The following is a 26,562-nucleotide window of genomic DNA, read 5'->3' on the forward strand; positions in this document are numbered from 1 at the left end:
GTGCCGGCCGCGTGCGACGGTCCGTCCCAAGGCTGCGCGCTCAGCCCGCCGTTCTGCCGGGGTTCTCCGTCGTCCATGTCCCCTTTGTCCCGGTCCCTGATCGCCCCTCCCGACCTCGGCCCGTGGCCGGCCCTCGGCTATGTGGACAGCCCGCTCGACCGGGCCTGCCATCTGCGCGGCGAGGCCGACGCCCTCCTGGGCCATAAGGAAGCGGGCTTCTATCTCCTCGGCGGCGAGCTGGTGGCGCTGAAGGGGGAGGGGCCGGTCTTCGATCCCCTGTTCGATCGCGCTGCGGCCGAGGCCCAGGGGCGCGGCGCGCCGCTCTTCCTCGGACTTGCGCCCGGCGGGGCGCCGCGATTCGCCATGGGGTTCGATCCCGGCCGGCGGGAAGCCCTCGAAGGCGAGGGGCTGACGGTGACGGACCTGCGGTCCATCGCCGTGGGCGGGCTGGTGGAGGCGCGCCATCTCGGGCCCATCGCCTGCGGCAAGGCGCTTTATGCCTGGCACGGCCGGCACGGCTTCTGCGCCAATTGCGGCACCGCTTCGCACATCATCGACGGCGGCTGGCGGCGGGACTGCCCGTCCTGCGGGGCGCAGCATTTCCCGCGCACCGATCCGGTGGTCATCATGCTGACGACGGCCGGCGACCAGTGCCTGCTGGGGCGGCAGCCGCATTTCGCGCCGGGCATGTGGTCGGCCCTCGCCGGCTTCGTGGAGCCGGGCGAGACCATCGAGGAGGCGGTGCGGCGCGAGACGCTGGAGGAGGCGGGCATCGCCACCGGGGCGGTGCGCTATCTCGCCAGCCAGCCCTGGCCGTTCCCCATGTCGCTGATGATCGGCTGCCTCGCAGAGGCGGCCGGCCGCGACATCGTGGTGGACCGCAACGAGCTGGAGGATGCGCGCTGGTTCCACCGGGACGAGGTGGCGCTGATGCTGGCCCGCACCCATCCCGACGGCCTGTTCGTGCCGCCCCCCATTGCCATTGCGCACCATCTCGTCCGGTCCTTCGTCGAGACGGCGGATGCCTGAGAAGCATCGGTCCAGAGCGGGCACCCGGCTGCTTGGCCTCCCCGGGGTCGATCGCGTGCTGAAGATGCTGCTGCCGCCGCCCGACCGCGGGATGCGGGTGGAGCGCCGGCCGCCGTCCCTCGTCTATGGCCTCGACGACGTTGTGCCGGCGGGCGCGCTGATTCCGCTCGCCGCCCAGCACGCCATGCTGGCTGTGACCTTCCTGATCTATCCCGTGCTGGCCGCCACCGAGGCCCGGCTGCCGGCGGACCAGACCTCCTCCATGCTCTCGGCCTGCGCCATGAGCATCGGCATCGCCACCATCATCCAGTGCCTGCGCACCCGGATCGGCTCCGGCTATCTCGCCGTGCACATTCCCGCGCCCGGCGCCATCCCCCTCGCGGTGCAGGCGCTGAGCCTCGGCGGCATCGGCCTGATGGCGATGACGACCCTGCTCATCGGCATCAGCCAATTGTTCATCGCCCGCCTGGTGCGCCCGCTGCGCGCGCTGCTGCCGCCGGAGGTGTGCGGGGTGGCGGTGAGCATGCTCGGCGTCTCGCTGGCGAGCCCGGCGCTGCGGCGCGCCCTCGGCCTCGACCACGGCGCCCTGGTGGAAGAGAACGCGACGCTCGCGAGCCTCGCCACCGTGGGCATCATCGTCGCCATCACCGTGTTCGCGCCCCGCCGGCTGAAGCTGTTCGCGGTCTTCGCCGGGGCGAGCATCGGCTGGATCGTGGCGCTGCTGCTCGGGGCGGGCCATCCGGGCGCGCAGGAGGCCATCGCAGCCGCGCCGGTCATCGCCTGGCCGGCGCTGACGCTGCCCTCCTTCCAGTTCGCCCCGGCGCTGTTTCCCCTCATGGCGCTGCTGGTGGTGATGAACCTCGTGGACGTGCTGTCGGTCACGGTCTCGCTGGAGAAGATGAACGACGCCGACTGGCGCCGCGCCCACATGCCGGCGGCGCAGCGGGCGGTGACCACCTGCGGCATCGGCAACATCCTCAACGGCCTCACCTCGGGGTTCCAATCGGGACTCTCGTCCTCCTCAGTGGGGCTCGCCTTCGCCACCCAGTCCACCGCGCGGATCATCGGCGTGGTGGCGGGCATCATGATCTTCGCCATCGCTTTCCTGCCCAAGGCGATCGTGGCGCTGACCCTCATCCCCTCGCCGGTGATCGGCGGCATCCTCATGTATACCGCCGCCTATCTGGTGGTGGCGGGCATGGACCTCGTCACCTCACGCCGGCTCAGCGAGCGGCGGGTGTTCGTGGTGGGGCTGTCGGTGCTGGCGGGCCTCTCCATCGCGCTCCTGCCCCTCACCCGGCAGCTGCCGCTGGTGCTCCAGCCCCTGTTCTCGACGCCGCTGACGGTGGGCGCGCTGAGCGCCATCGTGCTCAACCTGCTGTTCCGCATCGGCATCGCCCAGGAAGCCGGCGCCACGGTGCCGGACGGCGCCCACGCCTTTCCCTTCGCCCGCGACTTTCTGGAGAATCAGGGCGACGAATGGGGCGCGCGGCGCGACGTGATCGCCGCCGCCATCCCCACCGTCGCGCAGGCGCTGGAGCTGGTGGCGGACAGCGGCATCGCCGAAGGCCCCATCGAGCTGCGCGCGCGCTTCGACGAGACCCATCTGGACGTATCCGTCGTCTATGACGGCGAGGTCATGGAGGCGCCGAAGGAGCGGCCCTCGCCGGAGGCGCTCCTGGGCGACGCCCGCGAGCAGGCGTCTTTCGCCGCCTACATGCTCACCCATCTCTCCGACCACGTCAGCTTCGGCCGCGCCGGCGGGCGCGCCCGCATCCTGCTGCGCTTCGACCACTGAGGCGCCCGGGCATCGCTCCCGGTCAGATGCCCGGATCGCCGGCGCCGAACTTCGCCCGGTAGGGGTGGGCGGGATAGACGCCGAGGATGCGCATCTCCCGCGAGAAGAAGGCGAGCTCCTCCAGCGCCAGCTTCACCGGCCGGTCGTCGGGATGGCCCTCCACGTCGGCATAGAACTGGGTCGCCGTGAACTGCCCGTCCATCTGGTAGGATTCGAGCTTCGTCATGTTGACGCCGTTGGTGGCGAAGCCGCCCATGGCCTTGTAGAGCGCGGCCGGCACGTTGCGCACCCGGAAGACGAAGGTGGTGATGACCGGCCCGCGTCCCGCCGGCGCCCAGTCCGCGCCGCGCGAGAGGATGATGAAGCGGGTGGTGTTGTGGGCCTCGTCCTCGATGTTCTCGGCGAGGATGTCGAGGCCGTAGATCTCGGCCGCGAGACGCGAGGCGATGGCGGCGCGGGTCGGGTCATTCGCCTCGGCGATCTCGCGGGCGGAGCCGGCGGTATCGGCGCCGATCACCGGCGTGAGCGACAGGGTGCGGATCGCCTTGCGGCACTGGCCGAGGGCCATGATGTGGCTCTGCACGCTCTTCAAAGAGGAGAGCGTCGCTCCCTTCACAGCCATGAGCTGGTGCGACAGCGGCAGGAAGTGCTCGCCGACGATGGAGAGCGAGGAGTGCGGCATGAGATGGTGGATGTCCGCCACCCGGCCCGCCACCGAATTCTCGATGGGGATCATGGCATAGGAGGCCGCGCCGTTCTCCACCTGGGCGAAGGCGTCCTCGAAGGTGGCGCAGGGCACCGCCTCGAAATCGGGGAAGACCTCGCGGCAGGCGATGTGCGAGTTGGCGCCCGGCTCGCCCTGGAAGGTGATGCGGCGGATCATGATCTCTTCAATGCTCCTGCGGGCCCGCTCAAAGGCCCGGCTCTGCGGCGAGGAAAGCGCGCGCGCGCTCCAGATGGGACGGGGTGTCCACCCCGAGCGGCACGGCGTCAACCACAGCCACGTCGATGCGCATGCCAGCCTCCAGCGCCCGCAACTGCTCCAGCCGTTCGCGCCGCTCCAGCGGGGAAGGCGGCAAGGCGACGAAGCGGGCGAGGGCGGCGCGGCGATAAGCGTAGAGCCCGATGTGGTGATAGAGCGGGCCATCGCCGAAAGGCGCCGTGGCGCGGGTGAAATAGAGCGCGCGCAGGAGATCGGCGGAGCGGGGCGAGCCCACCACCTTGACCACGTTGGGGTCGGTGCGCTCCTCGTCCACGGTGATCTCGGCCGCCAGCGTGGCGATGTCCACCGCCGGGTCGGCGAGGGGCGCGAGGGCGCGGCGGATGGTGGCCGGAGCGATGGTGGGCAGGTCGCCCTGCACGTTCACCACGACCTCCACCCGGCCCTCGCCATCGAGGACGCCCAGCGCCTCGAAGATGCGGTCGGAGCCCGAGGGGTGGTCGTCCCGCGTCATCACCGCCGCATAGCCCGCGGCCTCCACCGCGGCGGCGATCTCGGCGGAATCGGTTGCCACCGCCACCCGGCCGATGCCGGCTGCGACCGCGCGCCGCGCCACTTCCACGATCATTGGCCGGCCGCCCACGTCGGCCAGCGGCTTGCCCGGCAGGCGGGTCGCGGCCATCCGCGCGGGAATGAGCACGAGCACTCGCTCGGCGGGCGTGTCGGCGGCGGGCGGAGGCGCGGACATGGGCCGGGAACGTTCCTCGCGGGCGCGCCGGCGGACGGCGCGGGAGTGGCATTGGGGCGCGCCTTATACGGGTTGCTTAGCAAGGTTCAAAGTGCTTAGTGTCCCCGTCGGTGCGCGGGCCAGCCTGCGCGCCGCTCATCGACATGATTGCAAGCCCGGCCGAACCGCACTTTTGCTGAGCCGCGGAGGGCGGGATCAAGGGCTCCGAGGGGCGAAGCGCCGATGGACAGTTTTGAATTGAACAAGATCGCGGGTGCGGTGCTGGGCACGCTGACGCTCACCCTCGGCCTTGGGATCGTGTCTGAAATCCTGTTCACGCCCGAAGCCCCCGCCAAGCCCGGCTTCGACATCGTGGTGCAGGAAGGCGCGAGCGCCGGCGGCGGCCCGGCCAAGGCGGCCGAGGTTCCGATCGAGCAGCTGTTCGCCACCGCCTCTATCGAGAAGGGCGCCGCCGCTGCCAAGAAGTGCGCGGCCTGCCACAATTTCCAGGAAGGCGCCGGCGCCAAGGTCGGCCCGGACCTCTACGGCATCGTCGGCCGCGCCGTCGCCTCCGCCCCCGGCTTCGGCTATTCGGCCGCGCTGAAGGCCAAAGGCGGTGACTGGACCCCCCAGGCGCTCAACACCTTCTTGACCAACCCCAAGGCTGCCGTGCCCGGCACCGCCATGGCCTTCGCCGGCATCGGCAAGGAGGCCGAGCGCGCCGACCTGATCGCCTATCTCAACAGCCTCTCCCACGATCCCAAGCCGCTGCCCACCGCCGCGGCTGCGGCTCCGGCTGCTGCGGCGGCGCCTGCCGCCCCCGCTCCCGCCGGCCACAAGTGAGCTGAGCCTCCCCACGTGCGTCATGGCCGGGTCTGACCCGGCCATCCACGGGGACCGGCCGGGACGGCATCGGCCGCATGATCGAGCTGGGTGACGCAGAGACCCGAGACGAGCCCGGGGGCCGCGCTCTGCCGCCGTGCCCACCGGAATGAAATGGGCCAGGCATGGCCCTCAGGCGAACGGCCTCCTGGTCGCGGGCCGCCGGCGAGGCGCTCCCACCGGTCTCCCACATCTTTCACGCCATTGTCATCCGCCCGCATCGTCGTGCGCCTGCACAGTCGGTCCCGCACGTATCCGCCTTTTTTGATGCGCGCAGGGCTTCCTGACGGGAAGGGGAGGCGGCTGCCGCGCACCCGTCGGGCTGCCCGACGTGTCCCTGCCTTGTTTCTGCCGTCGCGGGCAGTGCCATAATCGGCTATTCCGGATCGGTCCCGGTCCCTGCTGGAGAAGTCGATGCTGCTGCCCGTCGTCCGCCGCCTTGCCCTCGCCGCCGCGCTGGTCGCATCCTTCGCAGCGTCTGGCCGCACCGCGGAAGAGGCGAAACCGACGGGGGAGGCGCCCGCCTTCCGGCACGGCCTGTCGCTGATGGGCGAGCCGAAATATCCGGCCGGCTTTCCCCATTTCGATTATGTGAATCCCGCCGCGCCCAAGGGCGGCCAGGTGCGCCTCGCCGAGGACGGCACCTACGACACCTTCAATTTCGTCGTTCCGCGCGGCACGCCCGTTGCCGGCATCACCCTGGTCTACGATACGCTCATGGTGTCGGCCTTTGACGAGGTGGCGAGCGAATACGGGCTGATCGCCGAGGGGGTGAGCCATCCGGCCGATTTCTCCTCCGTCACCTATCGCCTGCGCGCCGAGGCCCGCTGGCATGACGGCACGCCCATCACACCGGAGGACGTGGTCTTCTCGTTCGAATCGCTGACCAAGAACAACCCGAACCAGCGCTTCTATTACAGCCACGTCACAAAGGCGGAGAAGACCGGCCCGCGCGAGGTCACCTTCACCTTCGACCAGGCCGGCAACCGCGAGCTGCCGCAGATCGTCGGCCAGCTCACCATCCTGCCCAAGCACTGGTGGACCGGCACCGATGCCAATGGCAAGCCGCGCGACATCGCCCAGGGCACGCTGGAAGTGCCGCTCGGCTCCGGCGGCTATCGCATCAAGAGCTTCATCGCCGGGCGCTCCATCACCTACGAACGGGTGAAGGACTATTGGGGCAAGGATCTCAACGTCAACGTCGGCAAGGATAATTTCGATGAGATCCGCTACGAGTACTTCCGCGACGACACGGTGATGCTCGAAGCCTTCAAGGCCGACCAGTATGACTTCCGCGTGGAATCCTCGGCCAAGAACTGGGCGACCGCCTACGACTTTCCCGCCCGCGCCGATGGCCGCGTCGTGCTGGAGATGTTCGAGAACCGCGCCTCGGGGGTGATGCAGGCCTTCATCCCCAATCTGCGGCGCGACAAGTTCAAGGACCCGCGGGTGCGCCGGGCCCTCAATTACGCGCTCGATTTCGAGGGCATGAACCACACCCTCTTCTTCGGCCAGTACAAGCGCATCGGCTCGTTCTTCTCCGGCACAGAGCTCGCCTCCTCCGGCCTGCCGCAGGGCCGGGAGCTGGAGATCCTGAACACGGTGAAGGGCAAGGTGCCGGCGGAGGTCTTCACCACCGCCTTCACCAATCCCGAGAGCGGCTCGGAGGAGGCGCGGCGCGCCAACCTGCGCGAGGCCGCGCGCCTGTTCAAGGAGGCCGGCTACGAGGTGAAGAACCGCAAGCTGGTGGACGCCAAGGGCGAGCCCTTCAGCATCGAGTTCCTCATCTCCAGCCCCGCCATGGAGCGGGTGGCGGTGTTCTACAAGCCGGCGCTGGAGCGCCTCGGCATCCAGGTGTCCATCCGCCTCGTGGACACCTCGCAATACATCAACCGGGTGCGCTCGCGCGATTACGACATCATCGTCTCCGGCTGGGGGCAGTCCCTCTCGCCGGGCAATGAGCAGCGCGAATATTGGGGATCGGAGGCGGCCGACCGGGACGGCTCGCGCAACCTCGCCGGCATCAAGGACCCGGCGGTGGATGCCCTGATCGAGAAGGTGATCTACGCCACCGACCGGGCCGACCTCGTGGCCGCCACCCATGCCCTCGACCGGGTGCTGCTGTGGAACGAGTACGTCATCCCCGCCTGGACGCTGAACTACACGCGCACCGCCCGCTGGGACCGCTTCGCCCATCCCCCGCAATTGCCGGCCTATTCCTACGCCTTTCCGGACATCTGGTGGTTTGATGCGAACCGGGCGGCGAAGCTGTCGGGCGGGGGGAGCGGCCGATGAGCCTGTCCCGTCGCGCCTTCCTCGCCGGCGCCTCCTCCGCGGCGCTGGTTCCCGCGCTCGCCCACGGGCAGGGCGCCAGCGATGCCGCATCCAGCGAGGGCGGCGCATCCGCCGCGGCGGTGGAGCGGCACGGCCTCTCCTTCTTCGGCGACCTGCGCTATCCGGCGAACTTCCCCCATTTCGCCTATGTGAACCCGGATGCGCCCAAGGGCGGGCCGTTCTCCCAGATGGGCCGCTCCACCTATTACAATCAGGCGCTGACCACCTTCGACACGCTCAACCCCTACAATCAGCGCGGCAACGGCGCCCAGGGCATCGAGCTCATCTACGATACGCTGATGACCGCCGCCGGCGACGAGAAGAGCGCCATGTACGGACGGCTCGCCGCCTCGGTGGTGATTGCCGACGACGGCCTCACCTACCGCTTCAAGCTGCGCCGGGAGGCGCGCTTCCACGACGGCACGCCCCTCACCTCGGCGGACGTGGTGGCCTCGTTCGAGGCCTTCAAGGCGGAGGGCTACGAGACCATCCGCATGGCGCTGCGCGACCTCGCGGCAGTGGAGGCGGACGGGCCGCAGGAGGTGGTGATGCGCTTTCGCCCCGGCCGGGCGCGCGACGTGCCGCTCACCTGCGCCGGCCTGCCCATCTTCTCCAAGGCCTTCCTCGCCACCCACCCGTTCGGCCAGTCCTCGCTGGAGGTACCGCTGGGGTCCGGGCCCTACAAGATCACCCGCTTCGAGCAGGGCCGCTACATCGAGTATCAGCGCGTCGCCGACTACTGGGGCCGCGACCTGCCGGTGATGAAGGGGCGGTTCAATTTCGATACGGTCCGTTACGAATATTTCCGCGACCGCATCGCCGGCCTCGAGGGCTTCAAGGGCCAGGCGTATCTCTTCCGCGAGGAATTCACTGCGCGCGAGTGGGCGACGGCCTACGACTTCCCCGCGGTGCGCGAGGGGCGGGTGAAGGTGGAGACGCTCCCGGACGAGAGCTTCTCGGGCGTCCAGGGCTGGTTCTTGAACACCCGGCGGCCCAAGTTCTTCGATCGCAGGGTGCGCGAGGCGATCGGGCTCCTGTTCGATTTCGACTGGACCCGCAAGAACCTGATGTACGACAGCTACACCCGCACCGTCTCCTTCTTCCAGAATTCGGAGATGATGGCGCAGGGCCTGCCCTCGCCGGCGGAGCTGAAGCTCTTGGACCCGTTCCGCGATCGCCTGCCGGAGGAGGTCTTCGGCGAGCCCTACGTGCCGCCCCAGTCCGACGGCTCGGGCGAGGACCGGAACCTGCGGCGCCAGGCCCTCGCCCTCCTGAAGGAGGCCGGCTACACGGTGCAGCAGGGCAAGCTGGTGGACGCCAAGGGCGAGGCCTTCACCATGGAGTTCCTCGACGACGACGGCTCCATGGAGCGCCACACCTCGCGCTTCATCGGTCATCTCAAGAAGGTCGGCATCGATGCCACCTTCCGCATCGTGGACCCGGCCCAGTTCCAGCAGCGCCTGCAGAATTTCGACTTCGACCTCGTGGTCCGCCGCTACAGCTTCGCGCCTTATCCCGGCGATGAGCTGCGCGCCTATTTCTCCACCGAGGCGGCGCGCACCCGCGGCTCCTACAACGTGGCGGGGATCGCCGATCCGGCGGTGGACGGCCTGATCAATGCGGCGCTGGGGGCGGCGGACGCGGCGGCGCTCGTCACCGCCTGCCGCGCCCTCGACCGAATTCTGAGGGCCGGGCGCTACTGGATCCCGCAATGGTATTCCGGCACGCACCGCATCGCCTATTGGAACCAGTTCGCGCGCCCGCCGCTGAAGCCGCGCTACGACCTCGGTGCGCTGGACACCTGGTGGAGCACCGGCACCGAGCCGGCGCGCGCCGGCTGAGGCACGTGAAAAAGGCCGCGCGGCGGGACCGCGCGGCCTTCCTTAAGCAAAGGCGAGGGCCTTACGCCGCGATGATCGTGACGATCTTGTAGGTGGTGGGCTGGACGATCACGATCCGCCCATCGGCCAGAACGAAGAACCGGTAGCCCCGGTACTGCGGCACGACCTCGATGACGCTCGCGGGCAGGGCACGGAGCTCCACCGTCCGCGGCACCTCGACACCGACGTTGATGGAGAAGTTCACGTCGCGCACCGGCGCAATGCGCTCGCGCGTGATGCTCTGGTGGATGGTGGTGCGCTTCTCGGCGGTGATATCCACGCTGCCGGTGGTCTCCAAGTCGCCGCGCTTGCCGGCGCGCTGCTCGGCCGGCTTGTCGCCGTCGCGCTGCTGCTGGGCGTTGCGGTTGGGCGTGGCGGACGGGTTCTGCGCGTCACGGGCGGTGCCCGGTTCGCGCTGGCCTTCCGCATTGCGGTTGCCGGCGGCGCCGCCGGCCGGCATGTCCTGGGCGCGGGGCGAAGCAGCGCCCGGAGTCGCGTCCGGCTTGGTGGCGCGCTCGGCGCCGCTCTCGGCACCGGTGGCGGGCTTGGTGCCGCGCATCTCGCCCGACGGTGCAGTCCCGCTCTGGGCGCCCTGGGGGGTGGCACCACCCTGTGGGCCGGGGGTCTGGGCGACCACCGCGGTGGTGGCCAGAAGGGCGAACGTCATCCCGGTGCAAGCAAGTAGAGCCTTGCGCATCCTATCCTCCTCGATTGCTGTGTCCGATCGCCGAAAGGTGTCGGATGACCCTCGCGGTCTGAACCTCGGCGGCGTGCGCCTCGGTTCCGGCGCAGGACAGCAATGCTCAAACAGGCGAATAGTTCCGCTGTGGCATAGCTCAAGTTGATAGAGAAGAGACGACTGAGGTATTCTTTTCCGTTGAGTATCCATATCAAGTCAAAAGTGCGGCAGACTGACGAACACTGTGGCGTCCCGACACGCAATAGTTGGGGAGGGCGGCAGTTTCTCCCGACCCGCTCCGGGCAAGCAGGGAAAGCGCGACATCGCTCGGCATGCGCATATCGCCTTGAAGTGATGAACGGTGCCGCGGTCGCCTTCCCCTCACCACAGAGCAATGCGATGGCGGGCACAGGTGCGGCGCGGGCGGGTGGGCCGAGGAGCAGTTCGTTCCGACCGATGGCGCGACATTGCCCCGGCTTTTGCTTGACGGCCGCGGGATCGGTCATGAACATCGCGGCAACCTGAGAAACGAAAGGGACGCCATTTGCTCCACGTCCGCCTCGCACCGGCCCCTGCCATCGGCGGCCGCCGCCCGGGATCCACCCTTGCGGCGCTTCGTCGGGAGGCCGCGCGACGCAGCGCCGCCGCTCGCTCAGCGCCCGCGGGGCGCGGGGGCGGGCCGAGAGCACCACGCATTTCGAGCCTGCCGGGTTCGCGCCGGCCCGCCACGGCGCCGGCGGGCCTCCGGTAAGCGCCCGCACAACCTCCCGTTTCGAGAGACCTGATGCTCGCTTATATCGTCCGCCGCATCGCCCTGATGGTCCCCACCATCCTCGGCATCATGCTGGTGTCGTTCGTGGTCATCCAGTTCGCGCCCGGCGGCCCGGTGGAGCGGGTGATCGCCCAGCTGACCGGCGAGGACGTGTCGGCCACCTCGCGGGTGTCGGGGGGCGGCGGCGACTTCTCCGGTGCCGGCGCGGCGGCCCAGGCCGGGGCGGCGGCGGATGCCTCCTCGAAATATCGCGGGGCGCAGGGCCTCGACCCCACCTTCATCAAGGAGCTGGAGAAGCAGTTCGGCTTCGACAAGCCGCCGGCGGAACGCTTCCTGAAGATGATAACCGATTATGCCACCTTCAATTTCGGCCGCTCCTATTTCCGCGACATCACCGTCATCGACCTGATCGCCGAGAAGATGCCCGTCTCCATCTCCCTCGGCCTGTGGATGACGCTCATCACCTACCTCATCTCCATCCCGCTCGGCATCGCCAAGGCCATGCGCGACGGCTCGCGCTTCGACGTGTGGACCTCGGCGGTCATCATCGTCGGCTACGCCATTCCCTCCTTCCTGTTCGCCATCCTGCTCATCATCCTGTTCGCCGGTGGCTCCTTCCTCGATCTCTTCCCTCTGCGCGGCCTCACCTCGGAGAATTTCTGGCAGATGAGCTGGCCCGAGCGCATCGTGGACTACGCCTGGCATCTGACGCTGCCGCTCACCTCCATGGTGCTCGGCGCCTTCGCCACCATGACGCTGCTGACCAAGAATTCCTTCCTGGAGGAGATCCGCAAGCAATACGTCACCACGGCGCGGATGAAGGGGCTCAGCGAGCGGAAGGTGCTCTACGGCCACGTCTTCCGCAATGCCATGCTCATCGTCATCGCCGGCTTTCCCAGCGCCTTCATCTCGGCCTTCTTCTCCGGCGCGCTGCTCATCGAGACCATCTTCTCCCTCGACGGGCTCGGCCTGCTCGGCTTCGAGAGCGTGCTCAACCGCGACTATCCCGTGGTGTTCGCCACCCTCTACATCTTCTCTCTCGCGGGGCTGATCGTCGGCCTCATCTCCGACCTCACCTACATGCTGGTCGATCCGCGCATCGACTTCGAGACGCGGGAGGTCTGAGGATGGATGCGCCCGTGACCGCCCCTCCCGGCGTGCCGCCCGGTCCGCCTGCCGTGACGCCCGGCGCCCCCGCACCGACGCCGCCCGCGCCGATCCGCCCCAGCCGGCTCTCCCCGCTCAACCAGCGGCGGCTGGCGAACTTCCGCGCCAACGGGCGCGGCTACTGGTCGTTCGTGGTCTTCATGGTGCTGTTCGTCATCAGCCTCGGCGCCGAGTTCATCGCCAACGACAAGCCGATCCTCGTCGCCTATGACGGGGGCTATTATTTCCCCGTGGTGCGGGCCTATCCCGAGACGGCGTTCGGCGGTGACTTCGAGACCGATGCGGACTATCGCGATCCCTATCTGCAGAAGCTGATCGCAGAGAAGGGCGGCTGGATGGTGTGGCCGCTGATCCGCTTCTCCTATTCCACCCACAATCTCGACCTTCCGACCCCCGCCCCCTCGCCGCCCACCTGGATGCTCACCGAGGCCCAGTGCAAGGCGGCGGCGGAAAAGAAGGGCGTGTCCGGCTGTTCCGGCCTCGAGATGAACTGGCTCGGCACCGACGACCAGGGCCGCGACGTGGTGGCCCGCCTCATCTACGGATTCCGCATCTCGGTGCTGTTCGGCCTGGCGCTCACCCTCGTCTCATCGGTGATCGGGGTGGCGGCCGGCGCGGTGCAGGGCTATTTCGGTGGCTGGGTGGACCTGCTGTTCCAGCGCTTCATCGAGATCTGGACGGCGATTCCGGCGCTCTATTTGCTGCTCATCATATCGTCGGTGCTGGTGCCGGGCTTCTGGGTGCTGCTCGGCATCCTGCTGCTGTTTTCCTGGGTCAATCTGGTGGGGCTGGTGCGGGCGGAATTCCTGCGTGCGCGCAATTTCGAATATGTGCAGGCGGCGCGGGCGCTGGGCGTCGGCAACCTAACCATCATGACGCGGCACATGCTGCCCAACGCCATGGTGGCGACGCTGACCATGCTGCCCTTCATCCTGTCCTCCTCGGTCATGACGCTGACCGCCCTCGATTTCCTCGGCTTCGGCCTGCCCCCCGGTTCGCCCTCGCTGGGCGAGTTGCTGTCCCAGGGCAAGAACAACATCCAGGCGCCGTGGCTGGGCCTGACCGGCTTCTTCACCGTGGCCGTCATGCTGAGCCTGCTGATCTTCGTGGGCGAGGCGGTGCGCGACGCGTTCGATCCGCGCAAGACGTTCGGGTGAGGGATAGACGATGACCGCTGATCCCCTCCTTTCCGTCCGCGACCTTTCCGTCGCCTTCCGCCGCCCCGGGGGCGAGGCGCCGGCGCTTGCGGTGAAGCATGTGTCGTTCGACCTCGCCAAGGGCGAGACGCTGGCCCTCGTGGGCGAGAGTGGATCGGGCAAGTCCGTCACCGCCCTTTCGGTGCTGAAGCTTCTGCCCTATCCCGCGGCGAGCCACCCCACCGGGCAGATCCTGTTCGAGGGCCGCGACCTCCTCACGGTCTCGGAGCGCGAGCTGAGGGGCATCCGCGGCAACCGCATCACCATGGTGTTCCAGGAGCCCATGAGCTCCCTGAACCCGCTCCACACCATCGAGCGGCAGGTGGGGGAGATGCTCATCCTCCACCGGGGGCTCTCCGCCAATGCCGCCCGCGCCCGCACGCTGGAACTGCTGCATGAGGTGGGCATCCCGCAGCCGGAGGACCGGCTCAACGCCTATCCGCACCAATTGTCCGGGGGCCAGCGCCAGCGCGTGATGATCGCCATGGCCCTCGCCAACGAGCCGGACCTGCTCATCGCCGACGAGCCGACCACGGCGCTCGACGTCACCGTGCAGGCGCAGATCCTCAAGCTTCTGAAAGAGCTTCAGACGCGCATGGGCATGGCCATGCTGTTCATCACCCACGACCTCGGCATCGTGCGCAAGATCGCCGACCGGGTGTGCGTCATGCAGAAGGGCGAGGTGGTGGAGCAGGGCGGGGCGGAGGAAACCTTCCTCCATCCGCGCCATCCCTATACTCAGGCCTTGTTGAAGGCCGAGCCGAAGCCGGACCCCGCGCCGGTGTCGGACGGCGCGCCCATCGTGGTGGAGGCCAACGACCTCAAGGTCCATTTTCCCATCAAGCGCGGCATCCTGCGCAAGACCGTGGGGTATGTGAAGGCGGTGGACGGCGTCTCCATCGCCATCCGTCGCGGCGAGACGCTGGGGGTTGTGGGCGAATCGGGCTCCGGCAAGACCACGCTCGGCCTTGCCCTGCTGCGCCTCATCTCCAGCAAGGGGCCTATCGCCTTCCTCGGCCAGCCCATCGACGGCCTGTCGTTCAAGGCCATGCGGCCGCTGCGCTCGGACATGCAGATCGTGTTCCAGGACCCCTATGGCGCCCTGTCGCCGCGCATGTCCGTGGCGGAGATCGTGGGGGAGGGGCTGCTGGTGCACCAGCGCCAGCTCTCCGCCGCCGAGCGGGACGCCCGCGTCATCGCCGCCCTTGCCGACGTGGGGCTCGACCCCGAGAGCCGGCACCGCTACCCGCACGAATTCTCCGGCGGCCAACGCCAGCGCATCTCCATCGCCCGCGCCATGGCTCTGGAGCCGTCCTTCGTGGTGCTGGACGAGCCGACCAGCGCCCTCGACATGATCGTGCAGGCGCAGATCGTCGACCTGCTGCGGGCGCTGCAGAAGAAGCGCGACCTCACCTTCATGTTCATCTCCCACGATCTGCGCGTGGTGTCGGCGCTGGCGAGCCGCATCCTCGTCATGCGCAACGGCAAGATGGTGGAGGAGGGGCCGGCCCGCGAGGTGTTCGACCATCCGAAGGAGGACTACACCCGCGCCCTGTTCGCCGCCGCCTTCAATCTCGACACGGCAGGCCAGGGGGTGGTGCGGCAGTGACCGCCGAGCCCATGGAGGACCGCCCCGCCCGTGTCGAGGTGGAGGGCCCCGAGCTTTTGGCCAAGGCCTTCCGGCCCTACGAGCGCTACCGCCTCGTGCTCCACCATGACGACGGCAGCCGCGACTCGCAGGTGCGCGACATCGTCCGTGGCGGGCGGGTGGTGGGCTTGCTCGGCTATGATCCCGCCCGGGATCTCGTGGTGCTGATCCGCCAGTTCCGCCTCAGCGCCCACCTGTCCGCCGACCGCGGCAATCTGGTGGAGATCGTCGCCGGCCTGGTGGAGGCGGGCGAGAGCGAGGAGGCCGCGGCCCGGCGCGAATGCCTGGAGGAAACGGGCGTCGCCCCAAGGGCGATCCTGCCCATGTTGCGCTTCACCCCCACCCCCGGCCTCACCGATGAGATGGCCACCCTCTTCCTCGGCATCGTCGACGCGGACGCCCTCCCCGAGCGGGCCGGGGCGCGGCATGAGACCGAGATGACCCAGCCGTTCGCGGTCCCGGTGGATGCGGCGCTGGCCGCCATCGCCGAGGGCCGCTGCATCAACGGCTTCCTCATCCTCGCCCTCCAATGGCTGGCTTTGAACCGCGCCCGCCTGCCCCAGCTGATCGCCGCCGTCGGGTAGGCGTCACGCGTGGGGGTCGAGCCGGGAGAGGTCGAAGGCGGACACGTCCTTCAGCAGCTCCACGAAGGCGCGCGAGCCGTATTCCGCCGCGGCCTCGCCCTTGAGCGCGGTGGCGCCGCTGGAGTCGCCCATGGCGCCGTCGGGGCTCAGATCCTCGGCCAGCCAGCCGAAGCCGACGGGATGGTTGGCCCGAAGCCGGCTGAACTCGCTTTCCATGGCGACCGAATATGGGGTGAACGGGCCTGAATGGCTCATGTCTACCAGTTCGGGTCGGAAGGCCAGCATGAGGGAGGTCTCGATCTCGCCGCCATGGATGCCGTGGGCGCGCTCGGCGTCCGAGAACAGGCCGACGGGATAGCCGAAGCGGTGCATGGAGCAGGTCACCGCCAGCATGCGGTGCTCGACCCGAAGCGTGCGGGCGACGAGGTCGATCACCGGCACGTTGCCCCCGTGGGTGTTCATCAGGATGAGCCGGCGCACCCCCGCCCGGGCAAGGCTGCGGCCGATGTCGACCCAGGCCGCGAGGGCGGTTGCGGGCGAGAGGGTGAGGGTGCCGGCGAAGGAGATGTGCTCGTCCGACTTGCCCACCGCCTGCGCCGGCAGGAACACCGCATCGATTTCGCGCGGGACCATGAAGGCGATGCGTTCCACATAGCCTTCGGCGATGCACAGGTCGGTGCCCAGCGGCAGATGAGGACCGTGCTGTTCCACGGCGGCGAGCGGAAGAACCGCGACCATCCGGCTCTTGTCCAGCGCGGCGAGCGCCGGGGACGAGAGTTCAGCCCACTTCAGAAACACCCGGAACCTCCCTGCTGCTGTCGGCTTGTAATCCGGTGCGGCGTCTTGACCATGGGGCCGAATAGCCGCGTGAAGTCAAGGGCCTGTCGACACCCGTCCCGGTTGACGCAGGGTCGGGCGGGGCAAAGCTCGGCGGAGCGGGGCCCTGATTCGGTGCTGGAGCGTTGCCGCGGTGTTCCTTCCTGTCCCGATCCGGGACATCCAGCCGCGCGGGGCCCGATGCGATTCGGTCCGGTTTCGTTCGCGAGAGGTACCCTTGCCCCTTTCGCCACGGCCCACCTGACCCGATATGATACGTGCTCCCCCCTCGAAGCGGATTGCGCCTGAGCCGATGGATGACGTGACCCAGTGGGCCGTGCTGCCGCGCAACGTGAGGGCGCGGGGCGTGAGCGCGGTTCTCGGCCCGACCAATACGGGCAAGACTCACCTCGCCATCGAGCGGATGCTGGGCCATGAGAGCGGCATCATCGGTCTGCCGCTACGCCTGCTCGCCCGCGAGGTCTACCAGCGCATCGTGGAGCGGGTCGGGGCCTCGAAGGTCGCCCTGATCACGGGCGAGGAGCGCATCAAGCCCAAGGATCCGCGCTATTGGGTAGCGACGGTGGAGGCGATGCCTCGAGACCTGGACGTGGCCTTCGTGGCGGTGGACGAGATCCAGCTCGCCACCGACCTCGACCGTGGCCATGTGTTCACCGATCGCCTGCTCAACCGGCGCGGCCGGCACGAGACGCTGCTGCTCGGCTCGGCCACCATGCGTCCGCTTGTGGAAAAGCTCCTGCCCGGGGTGAACGTGGTGGTGCGGCCGCGCCTCTCCACCCTCACGTTCGCCGGCGAACGCAAGATCTCGCGCCTGCCGCGGCGCTCGGCCATCGTCGCCTTCTCGGCGGAGGAGGTCTACGCCATCGCCGAATTCATTCGGCGCCAGCGCGGCGGAGCGGCGGTGGTGATGGGCGCCCTTTCGCCGCGCACCCGCAACGCGCAGGTGGAGCTTTACCAGTCCGGCGACGTGGATTATCTCGTCGCCACCGACGCCATCGGCATGGGCCTCAATCTCGACGTGGACCACGTGGCCTTCGCCTCGGACCGCAAGTTCGACGGCTGGCAGTTCCGCAAGCTCAACGCCTCCGAAATGGCGCAGATCGCCGGCCGCGCCGGCCGGGCCACCCGCGACGGCACCTTCGGCACGACCGGGCGCTGTCCACCGTTCGACGAGGAGCTGGTCGGCCGCCTCGAGGAACATGTGTTCGACACTGCGAAGGTGTTGCAATGGCGCAACGCCGTCCCGGATTTCCAGTCGGCGGCGGCGCTGCTGGCGAGCCTGTCGCGGCTTCCGCGGGAGGAGGGGCTGACCCGCGCTCCCATCGCGGACGACGTGGCGGTGCTGGAAATCATGAGCCGCGACATGGAGGTGACCCGCCGTCTCACATCGCCCGCGGCGGTGGAGCGGCTGTGGGACGCGTGCCAGGTCCCGGACTATCGGAAGGTGTCGCCTGCCGCCCATGCGGAGCTGGTAGGGACGCTTTTCGGCTACGTTGGCGGGGGAGGACGCATCCCCGATGAGTGGTTCGCGCGTCAAATCGCCTTGACCGATCGCGCAGAAGGCGACATCGACACGTTGTCGAACCGGATCGCTCAGGTGAGGACCCTCACCTTCGTCGCGAACCGGCCCGACTGGCTCAGGGATCCGGAGCACTGGCAAGGCGTCACGAGAGGGGTCGAAGACAAGCTGTCGGACGCACTGCACGAAAGGCTGGCACAGCGTTTCGTGGATCGGCGGACCAGCGTGCTCATGCGACGCCTGCGAGAGAACAAGATGCTCGAAACTGAAATCAGCAAGACCGGTGACGTTACCGTCGAAGGCCATGTCATCGGCCACCTCCACGGCTTCCAGTTCGCTCCCGACCCCGCCGCCGCGGGCTCCGAGGAGGCGAAAGCGCTGCGCGCCGCCGCCCAGAAGGCTCTGGCGGGCGAGATCGAGCAGCGCGCCCAGCGCCTGGCGCAGGCGGTGGACGAAGCTTTCGTGCTCACCTTCGATGGCACGATCCGCTGGACCGGCGAGGCGGTGGCCAAGCTGATCCCCGGCGACGAGGTGCTCAAGCCGCGCTTCAAGATCATCGCCGACGAGCACCTCACGGGCCCGGCCCGCGATCAGGTGGAGGCCCGCCTCACCCTGTGGGTCAGCGCCCACATCGAGAAGCTGCTCGGTTCGCTGATGAAGCTCGGCACCGCCGAGGACATCACCGGCATCGCCCGCGGAATCGCCTTCCAGATCGTCGAGAGCCTGGGCGTGCTGGAGCGCGCCCGCGTCGCCGACGAGGTGAAGGGCCTGGACCAGGCCGCCCGCGCCACCCTGCGGGGCTATGGCGTGCGCTTCGGCGCCCATCACATCTATCTGCCGGCGCTGCTGAAGCCCGCCCCGCGCTCGCTGGCCGCGGAGCTCTATGCGCTCAAGCACGGCGGCCTCGCCCAGAAGGGGCTCGACGAGCTGCCTCACCTCGCCGCGTCGGGCCGCACCTCCATCCCCGTGGATCACGAGATCCAGAAGGGACTCTACCGTGCTGTCGGCTTCCGCGTGTGCGGCGAGCGCGCGGTGCGGGTGGACATCCTTGAGCGGCTTGCCGACCTGATCCGTCCAGCGCTGGCGTGGCGGCCCAATTCCCCTGGCCCCAAGCCTGCGGGCGCGGTGGACGGTCGCGGCTTCACCGTCACCGTCGGCATGACCTCGTTGGCCGGCTGCTCGGGGGAGGATTTCGCCTCCATCCTGAAGTCGCTGGGCTACCGCATGGAGCGCCGGCCGCCCCCGCCGCCTGAGCCGGAGGCGCCCGCTGCCGCGGAGCCGGTGGCGCTCGCGCCGCTGCCCGAAGGCGCCATCGAGGCCGATCTGCTGTTCGATGCCCCGTCCGCCGATGCGGTGGCGCAGGACGCGCCTGCGGAAGAGGTGGGTGCAGAAGCTGCGCCGGCCAATGAGACGCCAGGCACTGCCGAGGCGCCCGAGGCCGTGGAGACCCCAGAGGACGCCGATGGCGCCGAGCCGGCCGATGTGAGCGCGGAGCCCGCCGAGGAGGCGGATGCGGTGCTGGCGGATGAGGCCGAGACGGTGGCCGCCAGCGACGGAGCGGGTGATCCTACGGCCGCGGAAGTCGCGGCCGAGGTGGGTGTTGCCGCCGCGCCGGGCGGCTCCGAGGCTGCTGAAGGCGCACCGGCCGAGCCCGAGATGATCGAGGTCTGGCGCCCCGGCCGTCCGCCGGGTGCACCGCGCCGCGAGCGTCAGCCTGGTGAGGGGCGCCGCTTCGGTGATCGTCGGGAGGGCGGCGAGCGCAAGGAGGGCGAGCGGCCCGGCGGGGATCGCCGTGGCGACCGCCGGGACGGTCGTCCGCCCCATCGCCGTCCTGACCAGGCTCCGGCCGAGGCCGGAGTGCCCGCCGCCGAGGGCGAGCGCGGGCCGCGTCCGCCTCGGGGCGACCGTCCGTTCCGCGGGCCGCGGGAAGGCGATGCCAATCGCGGGCCGCGTCCCGAGCACCGGGCAGACCAGCGGCCGGCGCAGCATCAGGAGCGCCGCCGCGACAAGCCGGTGGACCCGGACAGCCCCTTCGCCGCCCTTGCCGCCCTCAAGGCGCGCATGGAGGCGGAGAAGAAAGGCAATTGAGGCGTGGCCGGCCCGGTGGCCGATCCGGCCGAGCGCCAGAGGATCGACCGCTGGATCTGGCATGCCCGCGTGGTTCGTAGCCGCGAGGCGGCCGCCGATCTGATACGCTCGGGCCATGTGCGCATCGACGGATTGCGGGTAACGAGCCCCGGCCACGCCGTGAAGGCGGGCCAGGTGCTCACCATCGCCCTCGACCGGCAGGTTCGGGTGCTGCGGGTGGTCGGCTTTGCGGAGCGGCGGGGAGATGCTACATCGGCCTCTGCGCTTTTTGAGGAAATAACAGAGGTGTGACGGGTATTTCGGCCCGCGGTCCAGCGGGCGCTTGCACGGCGCACGCGCCTGCGCTACCCGAGCCCCTCGAAAGGGATCGTCCATGACCTACGTCGTCACCGAGAACTGCATCCGCTGCAAATACATGGACTGCGTGTCCGTGTGCCCGGTGGACTGCTTCTACGAGGGCGAGAACATGCTCGTCATCCACCCGGATGAGTGCATCGACTGCGGCGTCTGCGAGCCGGAATGCCCGGCCGAGGCCATCAAGCCGGATGCTGAGCCGGGCCTGGAGAAATGGCTGGCCCTGAACGCCGAATACGCCAAGGCGTGGCCCAACATCACGCTGAAGCGGGATGCCCCGCCCGACGCCAAGGAATGGGACGGCAAGCCCGGCAAGGAAGAGCTGTTCTCCCCGGAACCCGGCCAGGGCGACTGAGCCGCCCGCAGGCGGTCAGCGTGACACTGGCCAAAGGCGCGGTGGGCGGGCCAGACCCTTCGGTAGGGGCCCAGTGAGATCGAGCCGCAGTCCCTGCGGCGCCATGCGCACGGCACCTCTGCGGTGCCCGCTCTCGAAAGCAGCGAAGTGCTCGGCGGCGCGGCGATCCTTGAAGACGCCTCCCATCAGCCCCTGCTCGTCCCGCACCAGCCAGCGGCCGCTAAGGTCCTGGCCGACGATGAAGCACGGCAGATGGCACGGGAAGAGATCGGCGCCCACGTCCTCTCCCGCCGGCAACAAGTGATCGTGGATGCGGCTTCGCTGTCCGTCGCAGGGATGCGGTTCGAGCGGGTCGAGGGACGGCGCGGATCGTAGCGCGGACGCGGACATCTCAAAGCTCCTGAGTACCGCGCGGCAGTCGCGCGCCCCTTGACGGCGCGGCTCAACGCCGCCGGTGGGAGTGGAATTCGGGGGGCAGCTCAGCCGAGGAAGGCGACCGCGCGCAGGCCAACGGCGAGGGTCGCCATGGCCGCGAGGACCGCGATCTCCGCAATCCCGCAGCGCCAAACCCTCACGACGGGGCGCGAGGTGCGGTTGGTCCGGCCACGTGGGATGGAAGAGGGGGCAAGCGTTGGGTGGATCATGGGCGCAAGGTCCGCGTGGTGCCGTGAGGCAGAGCAAACCTAGCGGTGCCGAGATAAGTATTCGATGGGATCCGAAGCCCTGCGCGATAAGAAAATTATAAAGATGCGCGCGGCGGACGGCGCCGGACGCGGCGCATCAGGGCAGGTTTTCCAGCGGATAGTATTGCGACGAGGCGACCTTGCCTTCCGCGTCCAGATAGGCGCGGCCGAACTTGGCATTCTTCAGCGTCGCCACCTGCTGGTAGATGATGCCGCCCAGGGGCGGGTCGGCCCCCGGCTTGGCGCAGGGGACGCCCACCTCCACTTTCTGGCCCACGCTGAAAGCGGTGCCCCGTTCCACGGTCCGCACCGTCCCGCTCACGGTGCAGGTGCCGAACAGGCGCTGCGTGACCGCGACGTCGTCCACGGCGATCACGATCACGCTCTTCGCCTCGTTGCGCGCGCTCTCATACACATAGGGCGGCATCAGTGCCTGGGCCGGGCCGCAGGCAAGGACCAGCACGGCCATGGCGAGAAGGAAGCCCTGTGGGCGGCGGGGCGGATGGGTCTCGCGCATGGGCGTCATCTCCCGTGATTCTTCTCCGCCCGTCTGGGGCGCGGGCGTGCCGCGAGCGTTGCGCCAGCCCGGTCGCACGGTCAAGAGCGGCATTCCACGCCCCGCGATTTGTCATTATAAGGCGCCATGCTCGACCAGACGCCCGACGCCGCCCTTGCGGACCTGCCCGATTTTGCCCGCCGGCGCACCTTCGCCATCATCTCCCATCCCGACGCCGGCAAGACCACGCTGACGGAGAAGCTGCTGCTCGCGTCCGGCGCCATCCGCATGGCCGGCCATGTGAAGGCGCGCGGCGAGCGCCGCCGCACCCGCTCGGACTGGATGGAGATCGAGCAGCAGCGCGGCATTTCCGTCACCTCCTCGGTGATGACGTTCGAGCGCGACGGCATCGTCTTCAACCTGCTCGACACGCCCGGCCACTCGGACTTCTCGGAAGACACCTACCGCACGCTTTCGGCCGTGGACGCGGCGGTGATGGTGATCGACGCCGCCAAGGGCATCGAGAGCCAGACCCGCAAATTGTTCGAGGTCTGCCGGCTGCGCGACATCCCCATCTTCACCTTCGTCAACAAGGTGGACCGGGAAAGCCTCGATCCCATCGCGCTGATGGACGAGGTGTCCTCCACCCTCGCGCTGGATCTCACCCCGCTCACCTGGCCCATCGGCATGGGCGTGGACTTTCGCGGCCTCATCGACATCGCGAACAAGCGCGCGCTGCTCGCCACCGAGCGCGGCGGGCCGCTGGTGCGCGAGGTGCCATTTAACGAACCCGAAGACCTCATCGGCCTCGACGGCGTGGAGGAGCGCATCCTCAACGAGGCGGTGGAGAGCCTGACGCTGGCGCTGGGCGTGCTGCCGCCGTTCGATCTCGCGGCCTTCCGCGAGGGCCATCTCTCGCCGGTCTTCTTCGGCTCGGCGCTGAAGGAGGCGGGCGTCGCCGAACTGCTGTTCGGCCTCGGCGCGGTCGGCCCGAGCCCGCTGCCACGCACCGCCGCCGGCGCGCGCACCGTGGAGCCGGCGGAGGATCTCGTCTCCGGCTTCGTCTTCAAGGTGCAGGCCAACATGGACCCGAACCACCGGGACCGCGTGGCCTTCGTGCGCCTGTGCTCCGGCCGCTTCAAGCGCGGCATGAAGCTTTTCAACCCGCGCGAGAAGCGCAACATGGCCATCGCCAATCCCATCTTCTTCTTCGCCCAGGAGCGCGAGACGGTGGACGAGGCGGTGGCGGGCGACATCATCGGCATTCCCAACCACGGCATGCTGCGCGTGGGCGACACCCTCTCCGAGGGCGAGAGCATCAAGTTCGAGGGCCTGCCGGACTTCGCTCCCGAGATCCTGCGCCGCGTGCTGCTCTCCGACCCCATGAAGGCCAAGCAGCTGCAGAAGGCGCTGCAGGACATGGCGGAGGAGGGCGTGGTGCAGGTGCTGAAGCCCGTCTCCGATCCCGCCCCCATCGTCGGCGTGGTCGGCACCCTCCAGCTCGACGTGCTCGCAGCGCGGCTGGAGAAGGAATACGGCGTGCCCATCCGCTACGAGACCACATCCTACGTCACCGCCCGCTGGATCATCGGCGAGCGGGCCGAGGTGGACCGCTTCCTCGAATCCAACCGCTCCTCCACCGCGCGCGACCGCGACGAGGCGCCGGTCTATCTCGCCCGCAGCCAGTGGGTGCTGGACCGCGCCATCGAGGAATGGCCCAAGCTGAAGTTCGTGGCCGTCAAGGAACGCGGCTGACCCCATCCCTTTCGCATGCCCAAAGCCCCGGGGCGCGCCCGTCGCGGCCCCCGGACGGCCGTCCAACCGGAGGAAATGAGATGCCCGACGCCGCCCGCCTGTCCGCGCTTGCCGCGACCATCGACGACGCCTTCGAGAAGCGCGCCGAGATCGGCTTTGCCACCACCGGCGCCGTGCGCGAGGCGGTGAACGAGGCGCTCCTCCTCCTCGACAGCGGTGCCGCGCGCGTCGCCGAGCAGGCCGGCAACGGCCAGTGGACGGTGAACCAGTGGCTGAAGAAGGCGGTGCTGCTCTCCTTCCGCCTCAACGACATGGGAGCCATCCCCGGTGGCCCCGGCGGCGCCCACTGGTGGGACAAGGTGCCCTCCAAGTTCCTGGGCTGGAGCGAGGCGGAGTTCCGCGCCGCCGGCTTCCGCGCCGTGCCCGGCGCCATCGTGCGCCGCTCCGCCTTCATCGCCCCCAACGTGGTGCTGATGCCGTCCTTCGTGAACCTCGGCGCCCATGTGGGCGAGGGCACCATGGTGGACACCTGGGCGACGGTCGGGTCGTGCGCGCAGATCGGAAAGAACGTGCATCTCTCCGGCGGCGTGGGCATCGGCGGCGTGCTGGAGCCCTTGCAGGCGGGGCCGGTCATCATCGAGGACGACTGCTTCATCGGCGCCCGCTCCGAGGTTGTGGAGGGCGTGGTGGTGCGCACGGGCGCGGTGCTCTCCATGGGCGTGTTCATCAGCGCCACGACCAAGATCATCGACCGGCAGACCGGCGAGGTCTTCATGGGCGAGGTTCCGGCCTATTCGGTGGTGGTGCCCGGCGCGCTTCCCGGCAAGCCGCTGCCCGACGGCACGCCCGGCCCCTCGCTTTATTGCGCGGTGATCGTGAAGCGGGTGGACGCGCAGACCCGTTCCAAGACCTCCATCAACGACCTGCTGCGCGACTAAACGGGAAGCGCGGCGCTTGGGGCGCGGGCGGGGCGAGAATCCGGCTTGCCAGACGGGCGCGAGCCGCTATATTCCGCCGCCTCGCCAGGACGCGGCCCTTCGGGCGCCGCGCGTTTTCCGAACCCCATTGGAGACGGCCAGGCGGCTCCCCGTCGGCGCCCCTTTGCGTCGTGGGGGCGGGAAGGACAGGCTCCGGGCGTTTCAACCAGCCCTTTGCGCATGCCCCTCCCGCAATGTTCTGCGTACGCCATGGCGCGTGCGGTGGGAGAGGTGGCCGAGTGGTTGAAGGCGCACAGAACGCCTTCGGCGGTCGTCTCTCCGGTGAAGGTTCTGCGTGCGCCTTGGCGCGTGCGGCGGGAGAGGTGGCCGAGTGGTTGAAGGCGCACAGACCGCCTTCGGCGGTCGTCTCTTCGGTGAAGGTTCTGCGTGCGCCTTGGCGTATGCGGTGGGAGAGGTGGCCGAGTGGTTGAAGGCGCACGCCTGGAACGCGTGTATACGGGAAACCGTATCGAGGGTTCGAATCCCTCTCTCTCCGCCAGACCTTAAGTCGCCCACAGTCACTGACGGTCGAAAACCCCTTTGACATCAACGAAAATCTGCCGTCTGCTAGGCGCTGACGGTCGCAGCTAGTCGCCCAAAGGCGCGTTTCGCGCTGGGGCAGATGCTGGGGCCGCTGGGGCAAGCAGATGGGTCGCGAGACAAAAAGGCTGACCGCGCGCACGGTCGCGACGCTCACCACGCCGGGCCGCCACGCGGACGGCGGCAACCTCTATCTGTCCATCTCCACGAACGGCGGGCGCCGCTGGATCTTCCTCTACCGTTGGGGCGGGAAGCAGCTTGAGATGGGGTTGGGCTCCGCTCGCGACGTGTCGCTCGCGCGCGCCCGTGAATTGGCGGACGCAGCTCGTGCGCAGCTTGCCGAGGGGGTTAGCCCGCTGTCGCTCCGTCGGGCCGAGCAAGTGGTCCCCACCTTCGGCGAGGCTGCGGACGCCCTGGTGGATGACATCGCGCCTGGCTTCCGGAATGCAAAGCACATCGAACAGTGGCGCATGACCCTCAAGGAGTACGCGGCCTCGCTCCGAGACAAGTCAGTTGCCGACATTGCGACCGATGACGTTCTGGCGGTCCTGAAACCCCTTTGGGCGACGAAGCAGGAGACGGCCTCCCGCCTGCGCGGGCGCATCGAGCGCGTCCTTGACGCCGCCAAGGCAAAGGGGCTCCGCACCGGCGAGAACCCGGCCCGGTGGCGTGGCCATCTCGACGCGCTGCTGCCGAAGCGCCAGAAGCTCCAGCGCGGGCACCATGCAGCGATGCCCTATTCAGACGTCCCGGCTTTCGTGAAGCGCCTCCGCGCGCTCAAGGGCGCTACTGCCCTAGCACTGGAATTCCTGATCCTCACGGCCGCTCGCACCGGCGAGGTGCGGGGCGCTACTTGGGCGGAAATCGACCTTGAAGCCAAGGTATGGACGGTACCGGCTTCGCGCATGAAGGCGGGCAAGGTGCATCGCGTGCCGCTCACTGCAGTGATGCTCGATGCCCTGGAGCGCGCCAAGAACCTTCAGCCCGATCCCGGCCGAGACAAATTCATCTTCCCCGGCGGGCGCCGTGGCCAGCCGCTTTCCGTCATGGCGCTCGACATGCAGTTGCGCCGGCTGGAGGTGGATGTGACCGTCCACGGCTTCCGTTCCTCATTCCGGGATTGGGCGGGGGAGGAGACCAGCTTTCCTCGCGAAGTCGCAGAGGCGTCGCTGGCCCATGCTGTGGGCGATGCGACGGAGCGCGCCTACCGCCGGGCCGATGCGCTCGAAAAGCGGCGTCAGATGATGGAAGCATGGATGCGGTTCGTCGAGGGCGGCGGCGGTGCCAACGTGGTGTCGCTCCGCGCCGCCGCGGAGGGATAG

22 protein-coding genes and 1 tRNA gene are annotated in these 26,562 nt (G+C 69.0%); 17 read left to right on the forward strand and 6 right to left on the reverse strand.

Annotated features, from left to right (window positions below):
* Positions 1 to 75: 75 nt before the first annotated feature.
* Together nudC and ABLE93_RS14585 are read left to right on the forward strand one after the other, a co-directional pair.
* On the forward strand, positions 76 to 1,029 hold the full coding sequence (gene nudC / locus ABLE93_RS14580; RefSeq protein ID WP_348840560.1) for an NAD(+) diphosphatase: 954 nt from the start codon (positions 76 to 78) through the stop codon (positions 1,027 to 1,029).
* The gene (locus ABLE93_RS14585) at positions 1,022 to 2,827 is read left to right on the forward strand and encodes a solute carrier family 23 protein (RefSeq protein ID WP_348840561.1); all 1,806 of its coding nucleotides are present in this window, start codon (positions 1,022 to 1,024) and stop codon (positions 2,825 to 2,827) included. Before nudC ends, ABLE93_RS14585 begins: the two co-directional genes overlap by 8 nt.
* Before the next feature lie 22 nt (positions 2,828 to 2,849).
* Here the strand turns inward: ABLE93_RS14585 and ABLE93_RS14590 are convergent, their stop codons facing one another.
* Both ABLE93_RS14590 and ABLE93_RS14595 read right to left on the reverse strand, forming a co-directional pair.
* Positions 2,850 to 3,710 (reverse strand): prephenate dehydratase, encoded by an 861-nt coding sequence (locus ABLE93_RS14590; RefSeq protein WP_510183027.1) that lies wholly within the window; start codon positions 3,708 to 3,710, stop codon positions 2,850 to 2,852.
* Positions 3,711 to 3,738: 28 nt separating this feature from the next.
* The gene (locus ABLE93_RS14595) at positions 3,739 to 4,515 is read right to left on the reverse strand and encodes a 3-deoxy-manno-octulosonate cytidylyltransferase (protein WP_348840562.1); all 777 of its coding nucleotides are present in this window, start codon (positions 4,513 to 4,515) and stop codon (positions 3,739 to 3,741) included.
* Positions 4,516 to 4,737: 222 nt separating this feature from the next.
* Here ABLE93_RS14595 and ABLE93_RS14600 point away from each other — a divergent pair, with 222 nt between their 5' ends.
* The 3 genes from ABLE93_RS14600 (at position 4,738) to ABLE93_RS14610 (ending at position 9,551) form a co-directional block, all read left to right on the forward strand.
* Complete coding sequence (locus tag ABLE93_RS14600; RefSeq protein ID WP_348840563.1) at positions 4,738 to 5,337, forward strand: c-type cytochrome; 600 nt, start codon at positions 4,738 to 4,740, stop codon at positions 5,335 to 5,337.
* A 453-nt stretch (positions 5,338 to 5,790) separates the two neighbouring features.
* Positions 5,791 to 7,671 (forward strand): extracellular solute-binding protein, encoded by a 1,881-nt coding sequence (locus tag ABLE93_RS14605; protein ID WP_348840564.1) that lies wholly within the window; start codon positions 5,791 to 5,793, stop codon positions 7,669 to 7,671.
* Positions 7,668 to 9,551, forward strand: coding sequence for an extracellular solute-binding protein (locus tag ABLE93_RS14610; protein WP_348840565.1), 1,884 nt, complete (start codon positions 7,668 to 7,670; stop codon positions 9,549 to 9,551). The genes ABLE93_RS14605 and ABLE93_RS14610 overlap by 4 nt, the downstream gene beginning before the upstream one ends.
* A 61-nt stretch (positions 9,552 to 9,612) precedes the next feature.
* Here the strand turns inward: ABLE93_RS14610 and ABLE93_RS14615 are convergent, their stop codons facing one another.
* Positions 9,613 to 10,287, reverse strand: coding sequence for a DUF1236 domain-containing protein (locus ABLE93_RS14615; RefSeq protein ID WP_348840566.1), 675 nt, complete (start codon positions 10,285 to 10,287; stop codon positions 9,613 to 9,615).
* Between the two features lie 766 nt (positions 10,288 to 11,053).
* On the opposite strand from ABLE93_RS14615, the gene ABLE93_RS14620 reads away from it, so the two are divergent.
* The 4 genes from ABLE93_RS14620 to ABLE93_RS14635 are packed head-to-tail and all read left to right on the forward strand — an operon-like array spanning position 11,054 to position 15,636.
* On the forward strand, positions 11,054 to 12,166 hold the full coding sequence (locus ABLE93_RS14620; protein ID WP_348840567.1) for a microcin C ABC transporter permease YejB: 1,113 nt from the start codon (positions 11,054 to 11,056) through the stop codon (positions 12,164 to 12,166).
* A gap of 2 nt (positions 12,167 to 12,168) precedes the next feature.
* Positions 12,169 to 13,365 carry an ABC transporter permease gene (locus tag ABLE93_RS14625; protein ID WP_510183028.1) on the forward strand — a complete coding sequence of 399 codons (1,197 nt, stop codon included), beginning with the start codon at positions 12,169 to 12,171 and terminating at the stop codon, positions 13,363 to 13,365.
* A 10-nt stretch (positions 13,366 to 13,375) separates the two neighbouring features.
* Entirely contained in the window at positions 13,376 to 15,013 is a 1,638-nt protein-coding gene (locus tag ABLE93_RS14630; RefSeq protein WP_348840568.1) for an ABC transporter ATP-binding protein, read from the forward strand.
* Positions 15,010 to 15,636 carry an NUDIX domain-containing protein gene (locus tag ABLE93_RS14635; RefSeq protein ID WP_348840569.1) on the forward strand — a complete coding sequence of 209 codons (627 nt, stop codon included), beginning with the start codon at positions 15,010 to 15,012 and terminating at the stop codon, positions 15,634 to 15,636. Before ABLE93_RS14630 ends, ABLE93_RS14635 begins: the two co-directional genes overlap by 4 nt.
* A 3-nt stretch (positions 15,637 to 15,639) precedes the next feature.
* Here the strand turns inward: ABLE93_RS14635 and ABLE93_RS14640 are convergent, their stop codons facing one another.
* Positions 15,640 to 16,434: a creatininase family protein gene (locus tag ABLE93_RS14640; RefSeq protein WP_348840570.1), complete on the reverse strand. Its 795-nt coding sequence runs from the start codon at positions 16,432 to 16,434 to the stop codon at positions 15,640 to 15,642.
* Positions 16,435 to 16,765: 331 nt separating this feature from the next.
* Here ABLE93_RS14640 and ABLE93_RS14645 point away from each other — a divergent pair, with 331 nt between their 5' ends.
* The 4 genes from ABLE93_RS14645 (at position 16,766) to ABLE93_RS14660 (ending at position 21,164) form a co-directional block, all read left to right on the forward strand.
* The gene (locus tag ABLE93_RS14645) at positions 16,766 to 20,080 is read left to right on the forward strand and encodes a helicase-related protein (RefSeq protein WP_348840571.1); all 3,315 of its coding nucleotides are present in this window, start codon (positions 16,766 to 16,768) and stop codon (positions 20,078 to 20,080) included.
* 3 nt (positions 20,081 to 20,083) lie between these two features.
* Complete coding sequence (locus ABLE93_RS14650; protein WP_348840572.1) at positions 20,084 to 20,371, forward strand: RNA-binding S4 domain-containing protein; 288 nt, start codon at positions 20,084 to 20,086, stop codon at positions 20,369 to 20,371.
* 82 nt (positions 20,372 to 20,453) lie between these two features.
* On the forward strand, positions 20,454 to 20,789 hold the full coding sequence (gene fdxA / locus ABLE93_RS14655; protein ID WP_348840573.1) for a ferredoxin FdxA: 336 nt from the start codon (positions 20,454 to 20,456) through the stop codon (positions 20,787 to 20,789).
* A gap of 123 nt (positions 20,790 to 20,912) precedes the next feature.
* Complete coding sequence (locus tag ABLE93_RS14660) at positions 20,913 to 21,164, forward strand: hypothetical protein (RefSeq protein WP_348840574.1); 252 nt, start codon at positions 20,913 to 20,915, stop codon at positions 21,162 to 21,164.
* Positions 21,165 to 21,268: 104 nt separating this feature from the next.
* Here ABLE93_RS14660 and ABLE93_RS14665 read toward each other — a convergent pair whose 3' ends face one another.
* Positions 21,269 to 21,433, reverse strand: coding sequence for a hypothetical protein (locus ABLE93_RS14665; RefSeq protein WP_348840575.1), 165 nt, complete (start codon positions 21,431 to 21,433; stop codon positions 21,269 to 21,271).
* A gap of 136 nt (positions 21,434 to 21,569) precedes the next feature.
* Positions 21,570 to 21,989, reverse strand: a complete 420-nt coding sequence (locus ABLE93_RS14670) for a hypothetical protein (RefSeq protein WP_348840576.1) — start codon at positions 21,987 to 21,989, stop codon at positions 21,570 to 21,572.
* Positions 21,990 to 22,115: 126 nt separating this feature from the next.
* Between ABLE93_RS14670 and ABLE93_RS14675 the strand changes: the two genes are divergently transcribed.
* From ABLE93_RS14675 to ABLE93_RS14690, 4 genes are all read left to right on the forward strand, one after another.
* On the forward strand, positions 22,116 to 23,723 hold the full coding sequence (locus ABLE93_RS14675) for a peptide chain release factor 3 (protein WP_348840577.1): 1,608 nt from the start codon (positions 22,116 to 22,118) through the stop codon (positions 23,721 to 23,723).
* Between the two features lie 80 nt (positions 23,724 to 23,803).
* Positions 23,804 to 24,661 carry a 2,3,4,5-tetrahydropyridine-2,6-dicarboxylate N-succinyltransferase gene (dapD, locus tag ABLE93_RS14680; RefSeq protein ID WP_348840578.1) on the forward strand — a complete coding sequence of 286 codons (858 nt, stop codon included), beginning with the start codon at positions 23,804 to 23,806 and terminating at the stop codon, positions 24,659 to 24,661.
* Between the two features lie 448 nt (positions 24,662 to 25,109).
* A tRNA-Ser gene (locus tag ABLE93_RS14685) sits at positions 25,110 to 25,199 on the forward strand.
* A gap of 148 nt (positions 25,200 to 25,347) precedes the next feature.
* On the forward strand, positions 25,348 to 26,562 hold the full coding sequence (locus ABLE93_RS14690) for a tyrosine-type recombinase/integrase (RefSeq protein WP_348840579.1): 1,215 nt from the start codon (positions 25,348 to 25,350) through the stop codon (positions 26,560 to 26,562).

Source organism: Xanthobacter pollutisoli (assembly GCF_040044995.1).
Lineage (GTDB): Bacteria > Pseudomonadota > Alphaproteobacteria > Rhizobiales > Xanthobacteraceae > Xanthobacter.